Below are 12,842 nucleotides of genomic sequence, written 5' to 3'. Positions count from 1 at the left end.
ACTGGTTTTCCCCGCCCCTGGCGCCGGGATGCAAACCGTCAGTGCCAACCGATAGGGTTCTATCTGTGAGTACAGCCCTTTACCGCCGCTACCGTCCCGAGAGCTTCGCGGATGTGATCGGGCAGGAGCACGTCACGGAGCCGCTGATGGCGGCCCTCTCGAAAAACCGCGTTAACCACGCCTATCTCTTCTCCGGCCCGCGCGGCTGCGGCAAAACCACGTCCGCCCGCATTCTGGCCCGCTGCCTCAACTGCGCCGAGGGACCGACGCCGGTCCCCTGCGGCAAGTGCGACAGCTGCGTCGAACTGGCCCGCGACGGCTCCGGCAGCCTCGATGTCCTCGAGATCGACGCCGCCAGCCACGGCGGCGTGGACGATGCCCGCGATCTGCGGGAACGCGCCACCTTCGCGCCGGTCCGCGACCGGTACAAAATCTTCATCATCGACGAGGCCCACATGGTCACCCCGGCAGGCTTCAATGCGCTGCTGAAGATCGTCGAAGAACCGCCGGAACACATCAAGTTCATCTTCGCCACCACGGAACCGGACAAGGTGATCGGCACCATCCGGTCCCGCACCCACCACTATCCGTTCCGGCTGGTTCCGCCCGAACCGCTCCTGGCCTATCTGGACCGGCTCTGCCAGCAGGAAAACGTTCCGGTGGCTCCCGGCGTGCTGTCCCTGGTGATCCGCGCCGGCGGCGGCTCGGTCCGCGACTCGCTGTCGGTCCTGGATCAGCTGATGGCCGGTGCCGGACCCGACGGCCTCGACTACGAGCTGGCCGTCAACCTCCTGGGCTACACGCCCATCTCACTGCTCGACGACGTCGTCGACGCCTTTGCTGCCGGCGATTCCGCCACCGTTTTCCGGGCGGTGGACCGCGTGATTCAGACCGGCCAGGATCCCCGGCGTTTCGTTGAGGACCTGCTGGAACGGTTCCGCGACCTGATCATCGTGCACGCCATGCCGGACAGCGCCGCCGCGGTGCTGCGCGGCATGCCCGAAGACCAGATCAACCGGATGAGCACCCAGGCCGCACAGCTGGGCGGCGCCGAACTGTCCCGGGCCGCTGACATCACCAATACGGCGCTGACGGAGATGACCGGAGCCACCTCCCCGAGGCTGCATCTGGAACTGCTGTGCGCACGCATCCTGCTGCCGGCCTCCGACCAGACCGAACGCGGCACCGCCGCACGGGTGGACCGCCTCGAACGGCGCCTGAGCTACGCCGGCGACAGCACCGAGGCGGTCGGCCGCGCCGCCGCCGCATCCTCGCCCGTCGAGTCAATCCCCGCCGGACGCCCGACGATGACGCCGGAGACTCCCGCTGTGGTGGCGGACGCACCGTCAGCTCCGGCTGCTTCCTCGCCCGCTCCGGCCGCTGCAGAGCCTGTCCCCGCGGTTCCCGCCGGTGCGCCTGCGGGCACGGCGCAGGACAGCTCTCCCCTGGACTGGGGCGGAACCTGGGCCACCGCCCCGGAACCGCAGGCTTCTGCACGCCCCGCAGCGGCAGCCCCGGCGTCGGCTCCGGCCTCAACCCCGGCGTCGGCTCCGGAACAGAGCCGCCGTCCGGCCGCATCCGGACCGGAACGCCCGCAGGTTTCCCAGCCAGCGTCCGCCGCGCAGCCGTCCGCACAGGCTAACCAGCCCGCGGCCAACGGTCCGGTCCCCGCAGGTTCGGGTGCCGCTCCGGGTGCCGCTCCAAGCGGCGGGCAGATCGAAATGATCCGCCGCGCATGGCCGGAAATCATGGATGCGCTCACCGGAATCCGGCGCGCAACGTGGCTCAACGTCAGCAAGAATGCCAGCCCCAAGTCCTTCGACGGACGAATCCTGGAACTGGCCTTCAGCAACCAGGGCGCTGCCACCAACTTCAACCGCCCGGATCATCTGGAAAACCTTCGAAAAGCGGTCAGCCAGGTGCTCGGCGTGGACTGCCAAGTCAACGTGGTGCACGACAGCTCAGCGGCAGCGGGTGAGTCGGGCCCAAAAGCAGGTAGCCGGCTAACCCCGGCGCCGGCTTCCGCACAGGTCCAGGCTCCGCCCCAGCAACAGTCCGTCCAACCGCAGTCCGCAGAGCAGCACTCCGCGCAGCCGCAGTCCGCACAAGCGAATTCCGCGCAGAAGACCGCTGCCGTCGCTCCGGTCGCGGCTGCATCCAGGCCGGCTCCGGCTGCTCCTGCCCCCGCGGCACAGCCGTCTCCTTCGGCATCCGCACCCGCACCCACACCCACTGCTCAGGCGGCTCCGGCCGCATCGGCTTCCCCTGCACCGGCTGCATCCCCGGCCCGCGACGTGCAGGGTGCCGCACCCGTTGCCTCCGGCCCGGCAGCTGCCGCCGCCCTCAACCGGCGCCGCGGCCAAAGCAACATGCCGGATTCCGCCAGCCAGGCGCCCCGCAACGGACGGCAGTCCGCGCCGCAGCCCGGCCGTGCCCGCAAGGCCGCCCCGGGCGGCCCCCTTCCCGAGGACTGGCAGCAGGAACCCCCGGAGGATCCCTATGCCGGCGGTCCGGAAAGCAATGCCTGGGAACAGGCCGAGCCGCCCGCAGACGTGTACTCCGCAGGGCATTTATCGGACACCGAGTGGGCTGCCACGAACTGGGCGGGAACCGGGTCTTCACCGGCACGCCAGGGCGCGCGCGAAGCACAGGGAACTTCGGCCCGCGGTGACGCGGTGGCACCAGGCACTGCTGCCGCTGCGCCCTCAGGGCCGAAAGCCGCGGCAGGGCCAGGCCTTCCGGGCGTTTCCTCGGCGCCAACCGAAGCCGACAGGCCGGCAGCGGCTCAGGGGGGCCCGCCGCAGGCCTCCGCTGCTCCAGCTGCAGCTCAGCCACAGTCGCGGCCCCAGCAGCCGTCCCAGCCGGCGCCGTCGGCCCCCGCCCCGAACGGAACCGGCCGACCGCTGAGCCGCTACCAGAAGCTGCTGAATGAAGCTGCCCAGCGCGGCGTCCCGGCAAACGGCTCCGCCGGGCGCGGCAACGTAAACTTGGTGGAAGACGTCCCCAGCGCAGATGACATCAGGCTGGAAGATTCAGGGCTGGTGGGCAGGAAAGCCATTGAGCGCATTTTGGGCGGCCGGCTGATCGAGGAACGCAGCCTCGACGGCCGCTAACCCCACTCGTTCCGGATCTGCGGCCGGCGGAACCACCCGCCGGCCGCAGATCACCAGCACAGCCACAGCGCACATCTATCCAGCAGAGAAGGTCACGTGTACGAAGGTGCCGTTCAGGAACTCATTGATGAGCTCGGCAGGCTCCCGGGCATCGGGCCCAAGTCTGCCCAGCGCATTGCCTTTCACATCCTGGAGGCGGATCCGGACGACATGCGGAAGCTCGCGTCCTCCATCGTCACGGTGAAGGACAAGGTCAAGTTCTGCAGCATCTGCGGCAACGTGACGGAGCAGGAAACCTGCACGATCTGCCGCGACACGCGCCGCGACCCGACCATGATCTGCGTGGTGGAGGAGTCCAAGGACGTCATTGCGGTGGAGCGCACCCGATCCTTCCGCGGCCGGTACCACGTGCTGGGCGGCGCCATTAATCCCATTGCCGGAATCGGTCCGGACCAACTGCGCATCCGCGAACTGCTGAGCCGGCTGTCCGATGAGCAGATCTCCGAAATCATCATTGCCACCGACCCCAACCTTGAGGGTGAAGCAACGGCCACCTACCTGTCCCGGATGCTCAAGACCCTGGGCATCAACGTCACGCGGCTGGCCTCGGGCCTGCCCGTGGGCGGAGACCTGGAATACGCTGACGAAATCACGCTCGGCCGGGCCTTCGAGGGCCGCCGCAGCATGTCCTAGCGCTCACGGGCAGCCTTCCGGCCGGCCGCCGGAACCGGCAGCACAGCACGTGACGTTAAGTGCATAAGTCCGGAACATTTCGGCCCGCCGCGACTCCAACGATAGACTTTTGCTGATCGGCCACAGTATCCGTGGCCCGGCTTCCCGGCACACCCCGGGGAAGAAAATCACATGCACCGCGCCGAAGATGTCGCCGGGCAGCAACCGGAAGTAATTCAGAGAGCGTGTACGCATGAGCCTGATAGTGCAGAAATTCGGCGGTTCCTCCGTGTCGGACGCCGAAGGCATCAAGCGCGTCGCCAAGCGGGTCGTTGACACGCATGCCGCCGGCAACGAGGTCGTCGTGGTGGTCTCTGCCATGGGCGATTCCACCGATGAACTTCTGGACCTCGCGGGACAGATCACCACCGGCGGAAATGCCCGGGAAATGGACATGCTCCTCAGCGCCGGCGAACGCATCTCGATGGCGCTGCTGGCCATGGCCATCAACGAACTCGGCGGCTCCGCCCAGTCCTTTACCGGCAGCCAGGCCGGCATGATCACCGACGCCATCCACGGCAAGGCCCGCATCATCGATGTCTCGCCGCACCGGATCAAGACGGCCATCGAAAAGGGCGACGTCGCCATCGTCGCCGGGTTCCAGGGCATGAGCCAGGACAGCCACGACATCACCACCCTGGGCCGCGGCGGCTCCGACACCACCGCCGTCGCGCTCGCCGCCGCGCTGGGCGCGGACGTCTGCGAGATCTACACCGACGTCGACGGCATCTACACGGCCGACCCGCGCGTCGCACCGTCAGCCCAGAAGATCGACACGATCTCCAGCGAGGAAATGCTGGAAATGGCCGCCTCCGGCGCCAAGATCCTGCACCTGCGCTGCGTGGAGTACGCCCGCCGCTTCGGCGTCCCGCTGCACGTGCGGTCCTCCTTCAGCCAGCATGAGGGAACCTGGGTCCTGCCCAGCCCCGATGACAAGATCAAGATTCAAGAGGGAGAACCCTTGGAACAGCCCATCATTTCCGGTGTTGCACACGACCGCTCAGAGGCCAAGGTCACGGTGGTCGGCGTTCCCGACATTCCCGGCAAGGCCGCAGAGATCTTCGGCATTGTGGCCGGCGCCAACTCGAACATCGACATGATCGTCCAGAACGTGTCGACCCAGGGGTCGGGCCGGACCGACATCTCCTTCACGCTGCCGATCATTGACGGCAAGGACGCCATCGATGCATTGAACGCAGCCAAGGAAACGGTCGGCTTCGACACCATCGACTACGACGAGCAGATCGGCAAGCTCTCGCTGATCGGCGCCGGCATGCGGTCCAACCCGGGCGTTTCGCACCGGTTTTTCCAGGCGCTGCACGAAGCCGGAGTGAACATCGACATGATCTCCACCTCCGAGATCCGCATCTCCGTGGTCACCGACGCCAAGCTGCTGGACACGGCGGTGCGCGCCGTCCACGCTGCCTTTGGGCTCGACGGCGACGACGAAGCCACCGTGTACGGCGGCACCGGGCGCTAGGGAAGGTTGTGGCCGGTCAGGTTTCCGGCGCGTTCAGCGGCGGCCGGCCCGAGTAATACGGATAGATCACTCCCGGATTGGGCGTCACGGGTTTTGCTTCGATCCTCCGGACGCCGTAGTGGTGCCCCTCCTCGTCCGTTTCCACATTTATTGCCTGCAGCTGATTGTCGATCTCAGCTTCGAGGCTGTCGTGCCGGTGGATGACGGGACGAGGCGAAGCTTCACGTTCCGGAGGTCCGAAGAACCCGAAGGCCAGCCTGTCCAGTGCCCCCAGCACGGAGTGGCGCCGGCGGGCCGGGCCGGAAGTGGGTTGTTGCTTTTCGTCGCTCATGGGATTTCCCCCTGTGCGGTTGAACGAGTGTGTGCGGTTGAACCGGGCTGCCCGCGCCGCAACCAAGCGGCGCGGCCGGGTGACTGTTTTTCTGATGAATTAACGGTACGCGGCCGGCAGATGCGTGAACCCGGGCGACGAATAGTTTTTTCGTTGAGGGCGGCAATCCGCGCTTAGTCCGGCTGGCGCGGAAGGATGTAGGAGCTGCCGTCGGCGCGCTTGACGGTTTGCCACTGCGCCTTTTCCTGCGCCTGCTGCTCCTTGAGCAGCTGCTGGTTCTCCTCTGTCATCGGATGATCCAGGGAACTGGTCTGCGCGGGACCGAAAATCAGCCGCACCTTGCCGGTGGTCCGCATGAATTTCGAAGTAAAGCTCTCTTTGTCAGCCATATCCCGCACCTTTCCACAGCGACTTCTCCTGCTGCCATAGTACGCTAATCATTAGTGCACTAATGATTAGGAAAAGTTGGGATGTGGAAACAGTGGACCAGACTGACGAGGACCTCCTGTTGGAGCATCAGCTGTGCTTTGCCCTCTCCGTGGCTTCCCGGAGCGTTGTCGGCGCCTACAAGCCGGTCCTAGAAAACCTGGGACTCACCCATCCGCAGTACCTCGTGATGCTCGCGCTCTGGGAGCAGAGTCCGCGCAGCGTCCGCAGCCTCGGCGGCGCCCTCGCCATGGACCCGGCCACACTGTCGCCGATGCTGAAGAGGTTGGAGGCAGCCGGCCTGGTGGCCCGCAACCGCGCGCCCGGAGATGACCGGTCCCTGGCCGTCGACCTGACGGAGACCGGCCGGGCGCTGCGCCAAAAAGCCGCTGCCGTGCCGGACACCATGATGGGCCGGCTGGGCCTGACCCGGGCACAGGTGCAGGAACTGAACGGCACCATGCGTCAGCTGATCACTACCGCGCAGGCCGCCGCGGCCAGCCCCGAACCGAGCCGGCCCGGGAACAAGCCGGCCGGGGTATAGGCCGGCTGGGTTAGGCGGTTGGGTTAAGTGGTTGGTCAGGCTGCGCATGCCTGGCCTCCGCATCCGTTGCACGACAGCGGCGACGGCACGCGGGATAATGGGTTGGTGAGCCCTACCCGATTTTCCGCCGTGCTGGCCGAGCACCAGTGGCTGCCGCTGAGCCGGCAGCACCGCGAGCGCGTACAGCCCTTTGTGGACGGTTTCCTCGCCCGCCGTTCGGCGGGACGGAAGCACCCGGTGGAGGATTTCCTCTTTACCTATTACTCACAGAAGCCGGGGCAGCTGCTGCGCTGGCATCCCGGGGCCGGCGTCGTCCTGACCGGACCGGCGGCTGCCGAGCGCACGGATTGGAAGTTCCACCGCACGCTGACCGCGGCGGAATTGGCCAGCGAGGGGCTCGACGCCGGCACCACTGCCGTCACGGTCGATCTGGCTGCGTTCGCCGAAGCACGGGGCAGCACCGTGGACTTCACCCGAATGCTGCTCTCCCGCACCGCCGCCCGGAAGCCCTCGCTTGGCTGCTTCGGTTTGCACGAGTGGGCCATGGCCTACAAATCCGAAACCAACGGCATCCGGCATGACTACCTGCAGCTGCGCCTGGGCGCACAAGGGACCGACGAACTGGTGGAGAAGAGCCGGATCCGCTGCACCCACATCGACGCGTTCCGGTTCTACACGCCCCAGGCCGTGCCGCTGAACGAGCTGACGCCCACCCGCGAGACCCAGCCGGACCTGGAACAACCCGGGTGCCTGCATGCCAACATGGACCTGTACAAGTGGACGTACAAACTGGTGCCGCTGCTGCCCAGCGACCTGGTGATGGATTGCTTCGAGCTGTCCTGGCGCATCCGGGAGATGGACATGCGCGCGTCCCCCTATGACCTGGAGGACTGGGGCTACACCCCGATCCCGGTCGAGACACCGGCCGGCCGCGGACTATATGCTGGCGCCCAGCGCGACTTCAGCGCGGAATCACAGCAGCTGCGGGCCCGCATCCTGGGCCTGCTGGAACCTCTTCAGGAGCAGCCGTGCAACCAGAACCCACCGGCCGGATCCACCGCACCGGACCCCAGGCCTACGACCTGACGTTAACCCGAAGCTTCACCGCACCGCCGCCGGTGCTGTGGCACAGCTTTGCCAACCCGGTCCGGGCCGCGCAGTGGTTCGGGCGCTGGGAGGGCACGCCCGTCCGGGGCGGGAGCCTCGACCTGCAGATGCTGTACGAGGACGGACTTCCCTGGAGCCGGCTGCAGATCGCCGAATGCTCCGCGCCGGAGTTGCTGCGCCTGCTGGTCGAGGACGAATACGGCAGCTGGGACCTGGAAGTCCGGTTTCAGGAAAGTTCCGGCGGCACCCGGCTGGACTTCATCCACCATCTGGATGACCCGCTGGCCGCGGAGAGCGTTGGGCCGGGCTGGGAATACTATCTGGACCGGCTGGCCGCCACTCTTACCGGCGGCGCCGTTCCCGAGTTTGACGATTACTACCCCGGTCAGGGTCCGTATTTCCTGGCCCAGGCGCGGGCAGCCGCGGATTACAGTGATCCTCCGGGGACTGGCGGCGGGACTGGCTAGGCTGGGACCACCCTATCTGGAGGTCTCACTCATGTTCCGTCCCCCGTATCGAAGCCTGCTGATCGTGGCTGCGGCCGCCCTTGCCCTCACCGGGTGCGGCGACTCGGCCGGCTCCGCGCCGTCCGATTCACCTTCCCCGGCGTCCTCCAGCGCGGCTCCGTCCTCTCCGGCGGCCACGTCGCTGACCGTCGAGTTCAGCCCCAAGGGGACCGAGGTGCAGGACACCTACACGCTGGAGTGCGAGGGCGCCGCGCCGGCGGGCAGCTCCGCCGCGCCCGATCCGGCAGCTGCCTGCGAGGTGCTGGCGACCCAGGGGGCCGATCTGTTCGCTCCCCCCAATCCCAACCTGGCCTGCACCCAGATGATCGCCGGGCCGCAGCGGGCGCAGGTGAGCGGCACGCTCAACGGCGAGAGCGTGGACCGCGGCTTCTCGCTCGCGAACGGGTGCGAGATCGGACGTTGGGAAAGCCTTGCCGGCCTGCTCGGCCCGGCCGAGGGGCCGCTGTAGGGACCAGGGCCGCAGGCCTGGGGCTCCCGTGACGGCCCTGCCTGCGGACTTGTCACGGCTCCGTCGCGTCCGTAAACTAGGTAAGCATACTTACTATCTTTCCGGGCGACGGAGTTTACCGTCCGGATGCGAACCGGAGGAACGATCTTGTCAACGCAAGCGAGACCGGAAGGCGCGGCAGAACCCGCGCCGGAAACCTACGTCCCGTGGTGCACGCACTGCAGGACGGACGACTACCTGATTATCGAAGCAGTGGAACCTGCCATCGGCGAAGACGCCGCTGAGTTCCTGGAAATCAGCTACACCTGCTCCGAGTGTGACCGCTTCTACGGTCACGCGATCCGGCACTCCCCGCTGTGGGCCCGCCGAATGAACAGCAACAGCACGGACGCCCAGTATCTGCACTGCGGTGAGCCGATGCAGCCGAAGGACACCGCGTCCGTGTCGATTTTTGAACCCGTCTACACCGGGGCTGACGCGGTTGCCGTTCCGGAGGTCCAGCTCGACACCACGGTGCTGCGGTGCCGGTGCGGCTTCCAGATCGGCGTACCTGCCTGATCCGGTTGCCCGCCTGATCTTGGTGCGGGCCAGCCGCTCCACGCACCGGTTTGCGGACGGACGAACGACACGAAAGGACTGCCAGGCCAAACGCCGCTAGACTGAGGGAGCAAGCTCGCGGAGCGCTGAATCAGCGTGAGACGGCAGGGTCCGCGGCCACCCATTTCTCTTACAGGAGTTGCCCGGATGCCCCGGATCGTTGTTGACGTCATGCCAAAACCTGAAATCCTTGATCCGCAGGGCAAGGCCATCGCCGGCGCCCTCCCCCGGCTCGGCCTGACCGGCTTCACCGGCGTCCGGCAGGGCAAGCGCTTTGAGCTGACCGTTGACGGAGAAGTCACTCCGGAACTCCTCGAGCAGGCCCGCACCGCTGCTGCCACGCTGCTGTCCAACCCCGTCATTGAGGACGTCACCCGCGTTGAAGTAATCCCGGAGGCCTGATTTTGAGTACGCCCCTGATCGGCGATTTCGCCGTAACGCCCGCCAACGACGCGTTGCGGGCCGTCCGGATCGGCATCATCACCTTTCCCGGCACCCTTGACGACCGCGACGCCGCCCGTGCGGTCACCCTCGCCGGCGGCACCGCCGTCGGCCTCTGGCACAACGAAGCCAACCTGCAGTCCGTGGACGCCGTCATCATTCCCGGCGGATTCTCCTACGGCGACTACCTGCGCGCGGGCGCCATTGCCCGGTTTGCCCCGCTGATGGACAAGGTGGTGGATGCCTCGAAGGGCGGCATGCCCGTGCTCGGCATCTGCAACGGCTTCCAGATCCTGACCGAGGCGCACCTTCTACCCGGTTCAATGATCAAGAACAACCACCTCAAGTTCTCCTGCGCTGACCAGCTGCTGCGGGTGGAGAACAATGCGACGGCGTGGACCGGTGCCTACGCGAAGGATGCCGGCATGGTCATTCCGCTGAAGAACCAGGACGGCCAGTACGTGGCCGACGAAAAGACCCTGGACGAGCTCGAGGGCGAAGGCCGCGTGGTGTTCCGCTACGACGGCGGCAACCCCAACGGCTCGCGCCGGAACATTGCCGGCATTACCAATGCCGCCGGCAACGTCGTCGGGCTCATGCCGCACCCCGAACACGCCGTCGAGGCCGGTTTCGGCCCGGATTCCTCCGCCTACGGCGAGGTCGGGCTGGGCTACGGCACCGACGGCCTGGGCATCTTCACCTCAGTACTCACCTCGCTCGTTGCCGGAGGCAAATAAATGACCGTTTCCGCAGCCTCCACCGAGGCGAAGAAATTCCGCATCGACACCGTCGAGCACGCCGCCGCCACCCCCGACACGCAGCTTCCGTGGGCCGAACTAGGCCTGAAGGAAGACGAATTTAACCGCGTCGTCGAGATTCTGGGCCGCCGCCCCACCGCGGCGGAACTGGCGATGTACTCGGTCATGTGGTCCGAGCACTGCTCCTACAAGTCCTCCAAGGTGCACCTGTCGCAGTTCAGCGAGAAGATCACCGAGAAGATGAAGCAGCACCTGCTGGTCGGCATCGGCGAGAATGCCGGCGTGGTGGACATCGGCGAAGGCTGGGCGGTGACCTTCAAGGTCGAATCCCACAACCACCCCTCCTTCGTGGAGCCCTACCAGGGCGCCGCGACCGGCGTCGGCGGCATTGTCCGCGACATCATCTCGATGGGCGCCCGCCCGGTGGCCGTCATGGATCCGCTGCGCTTCGGCGCGATCGACCATCCGGACACCGCGCGCCTGGTGCACGGCATCGTCTCCGGCATCGGCGGTTACGGCAACTCGCTGGGCCTGCCCAACATCGGCGGCGAGCTGGTCTTTGACTCCGTTTACCAGGGCAACCCACTGGTAAACGCCCTGGCCGTGGGCGTGATGCGCCACGAGGACATCCGCCTGGCCAACGCCTCGGGCACCGGCAACAAAGTGGTCCTCTTCGGTGCGCGCACCGGCGGGGACGGCATCGGCGGCGCCTCCGTGCTGGCCTCGGAGTCCTTCGATGCGGACAAGCCCTCCAAGCGCCCCGCCGTCCAGGTGGGCGATCCGTTTGCCGAAAAGGTGCTCATCGAGTGCTGCCTGGAACTGTTCAAGTCCGCAGTGGTGGAGGGCATCCAGGACCTGGGCGCGGCCGGCATTTCCTGCGCGACGTCGGAGCTCGCCTCCAACGGCGACGGCGGCATGCACGTGGAACTGACCAATGTGCTGCTGCGCGATCCCACCCTGACCCCGGGCGAGATCCTGATGTCCGAGTCGCAGGAACGCATGATGGCCGTGGTGACGCCGGAGAACGTCGAGGCGTTCGAGGCGATCATGGCCAAGTGGAACGTGGAATACTCCTGGCTGGGCGAAGTCACCGGCTCCGGCCGGCTGATCATCGACTGGGCCGGCGAGACCATCGTCGACGTTGACCCCAAGACCGTGGCGCACGAAGGGCCGGTCTACCACCGCCCGTTCCACCGCCCGGAGTGGCAGGACAAGCTGCAGGCGGATTCCTTCGCCGGCACCCGCCCGTTCGGCGCCGACGCGATCAAGAAGTCCATCCTGGAACTGATGGCTTCACCGAACATGTGCGACAAGTCCTGGGTGACCAACCAGTTTGACCGCTACGTGCAGGGCAACACCGCGCTGGCCATGCCCGACGACGCCGGCGTCATCCGCGTGGATGAAACCACCGGCCTCGGCGTGGCCATTTCCACCGACGCCAACGGCCGCTACGCCTACCTGGACCCGTACGAGGGCGCCCGGCTGGCCCTGGCCGAGTCCTACCGCAACGTCGCCACCTCCGGCGCCACCCCGCTGGCCGTCTCCGACTGCCTGAACTTCGGCTCCCCCGAGGATCCCGAGGTCATGTGGCAGTTCGCCGAGGCCGTCCGCGGCCTGGCCGACGGCTGCCGCGAACTGGGCATCCCGGTCACCGGCGGCAACGTTTCGCTGTACAACCAGACCGGCGGCGTCGCCATCCATCCGACCCCCGTGGTGGGCGTGCTGGGCGTGTTCGACGACGTCGCCCGCCGCACGCCGTCGGGCTGGCGTGAAGACGGCCAGGCGATTTACCTGATGGGTGCCACGAAGGACGAGCTGGACGGCTCGGAATTCGCCAACCTGCACGGCCACCTCGGCGGCCGGCCGCCGGCAGTGGACCTGCTGCGGGAGAAGCTGCTCGGCGAACTGCTGGTCAATGCCTCCCGCGACGGCATGATCGACGCCGCGCATGACCTGTCCGAGGGCGGCCTGGCCGCTGCCCTGTCCGAGATGGCGCTGCGCTTCGGCGTCGGCGCGCGGATCGGGCTGGATGAAGCCTGCGAGCGCGACGGCGTGGACCTGTTCACGATGCTGTTCTCCGAGACCCAGTCCCGGGCCTTAGTGTCGGTGGCGCGCAGCGAGGAGGTCCGGTTCAAGGACATGTGCTCGGCCCGCGGTTATGCCCACATGCGAATCGGCGTGGTGGACACCGAGATCGGGGCACTGGATTTCCAGGGCCACTTCTCGCTCCCCCTCTCCGAGCTGAAGGAAGCCCACGAGGGAACCCTGCCGAAGTACTTCGGCTAACTCTCCCACTTCCCCCTCCCCTCCCCCGCGAGATGGCAGAAGGTGCGCTTCC

At 67.0% G+C, this 12,842-nt stretch carries 13 protein-coding genes; 11 read left to right on the top strand and 2 right to left on the bottom strand.

The genetic code is table 11. The features are described from left to right. Window positions 1–65 precede the first annotated feature (65 nt). The 3 genes from QNO08_RS01030 to QNO08_RS01020 all read left to right on the top strand — a co-directional run bounded on the left by QNO08_RS01030 (window position 66) and on the right by QNO08_RS01020 (window position 5,325). The gene (locus QNO08_RS01030; protein WP_229966658.1) at window positions 66–3,113 is read left to right on the top strand and encodes a DNA polymerase III subunit gamma and tau; all 3,048 of its coding nucleotides are present in this window, start codon (window positions 66–68) and stop codon (window positions 3,111–3,113) included. A gap of 96 nt (window positions 3,114–3,209) precedes the next feature. Then, window positions 3,210–3,806, top strand: coding sequence for a recombination mediator RecR (gene recR, locus QNO08_RS01025; RefSeq protein ID WP_229966657.1), 597 nt, complete (start codon window positions 3,210–3,212; stop codon window positions 3,804–3,806). Between the two features lie 232 nt (window positions 3,807–4,038). After that, complete coding sequence (locus QNO08_RS01020; protein WP_229966656.1) at window positions 4,039–5,325, top strand: aspartate kinase; 1,287 nt, start codon at window positions 4,039–4,041, stop codon at window positions 5,323–5,325. 16 nt (window positions 5,326–5,341) lie between these two features. Here the strand turns inward: QNO08_RS01020 and QNO08_RS01015 are convergent, their stop codons facing one another. Continuing rightward, window positions 5,342–5,656, bottom strand: coding sequence for a hypothetical protein (locus tag QNO08_RS01015; protein WP_229966655.1), 315 nt, complete (start codon window positions 5,654–5,656; stop codon window positions 5,342–5,344). A gap of 173 nt (window positions 5,657–5,829) precedes the next feature. Then, on the bottom strand, window positions 5,830–6,045 hold the full coding sequence (locus QNO08_RS01010; RefSeq protein ID WP_229966654.1) for a hypothetical protein: 216 nt from the start codon (window positions 6,043–6,045) through the stop codon (window positions 5,830–5,832). An 83-nt stretch (window positions 6,046–6,128) separates the two neighbouring features. On the opposite strand from QNO08_RS01010, the gene QNO08_RS01005 reads away from it, so the two are divergent. The 8 genes from QNO08_RS01005 (at window position 6,129) to purL (ending at window position 12,790) form a co-directional block, all read left to right on the top strand. After that, complete coding sequence (locus QNO08_RS01005; RefSeq protein WP_229966653.1) at window positions 6,129–6,626, top strand: MarR family winged helix-turn-helix transcriptional regulator; 498 nt, start codon at window positions 6,129–6,131, stop codon at window positions 6,624–6,626. A 105-nt stretch (window positions 6,627–6,731) separates the two neighbouring features. Beyond that, window positions 6,732–7,712: a 3-methyladenine DNA glycosylase gene (locus tag QNO08_RS01000; RefSeq protein WP_442860518.1), complete on the top strand. Its 981-nt coding sequence runs from the start codon at window positions 6,732–6,734 to the stop codon at window positions 7,710–7,712. After that, complete coding sequence (locus QNO08_RS00995) at window positions 7,655–8,200, top strand: SRPBCC domain-containing protein (RefSeq protein ID WP_229966652.1); 546 nt, start codon at window positions 7,655–7,657, stop codon at window positions 8,198–8,200. The genes QNO08_RS01000 and QNO08_RS00995 overlap by 58 nt, the downstream gene beginning before the upstream one ends. 31 nt (window positions 8,201–8,231) lie before the next feature. Then, a complete protein-coding gene (locus QNO08_RS00990) occupies window positions 8,232–8,708 on the top strand; it encodes a hypothetical protein (RefSeq protein ID WP_229966651.1) in 477 nt (158 codons plus the stop codon). A 147-nt stretch (window positions 8,709–8,855) separates the two neighbouring features. Continuing rightward, the gene (locus QNO08_RS00985) at window positions 8,856–9,266 is read left to right on the top strand and encodes a hypothetical protein (protein ID WP_229966650.1); all 411 of its coding nucleotides are present in this window, start codon (window positions 8,856–8,858) and stop codon (window positions 9,264–9,266) included. A gap of 186 nt (window positions 9,267–9,452) precedes the next feature. Beyond that, on the top strand, window positions 9,453–9,707 hold the full coding sequence (gene purS, locus QNO08_RS00980) for a phosphoribosylformylglycinamidine synthase subunit PurS (protein WP_229966649.1): 255 nt from the start codon (window positions 9,453–9,455) through the stop codon (window positions 9,705–9,707). After that, a complete protein-coding gene (gene purQ / locus QNO08_RS00975; protein ID WP_442860525.1) occupies window positions 9,707–10,483 on the top strand; it encodes a phosphoribosylformylglycinamidine synthase subunit PurQ in 777 nt (258 codons plus the stop codon). The genes purS and purQ overlap by 1 nt, the downstream gene beginning before the upstream one ends. After that, window positions 10,484–12,790: a phosphoribosylformylglycinamidine synthase subunit PurL gene (purL, locus tag QNO08_RS00970; RefSeq protein WP_229966648.1), complete on the top strand. Its 2,307-nt coding sequence runs from the start codon at window positions 10,484–10,486 to the stop codon at window positions 12,788–12,790. Window positions 12,791–12,842: the final 52 nt, after the last annotated feature.

It is taken from the genome of Arthrobacter sp. zg-Y820 (assembly GCF_030142155.1).
In the GTDB taxonomy this organism is placed as follows: domain Bacteria; phylum Actinomycetota; class Actinomycetes; order Actinomycetales; family Micrococcaceae; genus Arthrobacter_B.
The sequence above is the reverse complement of the archived record's forward strand: the minus strand, read 5'-3'. Positions and strand labels throughout refer to the sequence as shown.

What these genes read in the sequence shown, in the direction of transcription:
- QNO08_RS01020 (WP_229966656.1), top strand. Translation starts at nt 4,039, where the DNA reads ATGAGCCTGATAGTGCAGAAATTCGGCGGTTCCTCCGTGTCGGACGCC.
- QNO08_RS01015 (WP_229966655.1), bottom strand. Translation starts at nt 5,656, where the DNA reads ATGAGCGACGAAAAGCAACAACCCACTTCCGGCCCGGCCCGCCGGCGC.
- purS (WP_229966649.1), top strand. Translation starts at nt 9,453, where the DNA reads ATGCCCCGGATCGTTGTTGACGTCATGCCAAAACCTGAAATCCTTGAT.
- purL (WP_229966648.1), top strand. Translation starts at nt 10,484, where the DNA reads ATGACCGTTTCCGCAGCCTCCACCGAGGCGAAGAAATTCCGCATCGAC.
- QNO08_RS01010 (WP_229966654.1), bottom strand. Translation starts at nt 6,045, where the DNA reads ATGGCTGACAAAGAGAGCTTTACTTCGAAATTCATGCGGACCACCGGC.
- QNO08_RS00990 (WP_229966651.1), top strand. Translation starts at nt 8,232, where the DNA reads ATGTTCCGTCCCCCGTATCGAAGCCTGCTGATCGTGGCTGCGGCCGCC.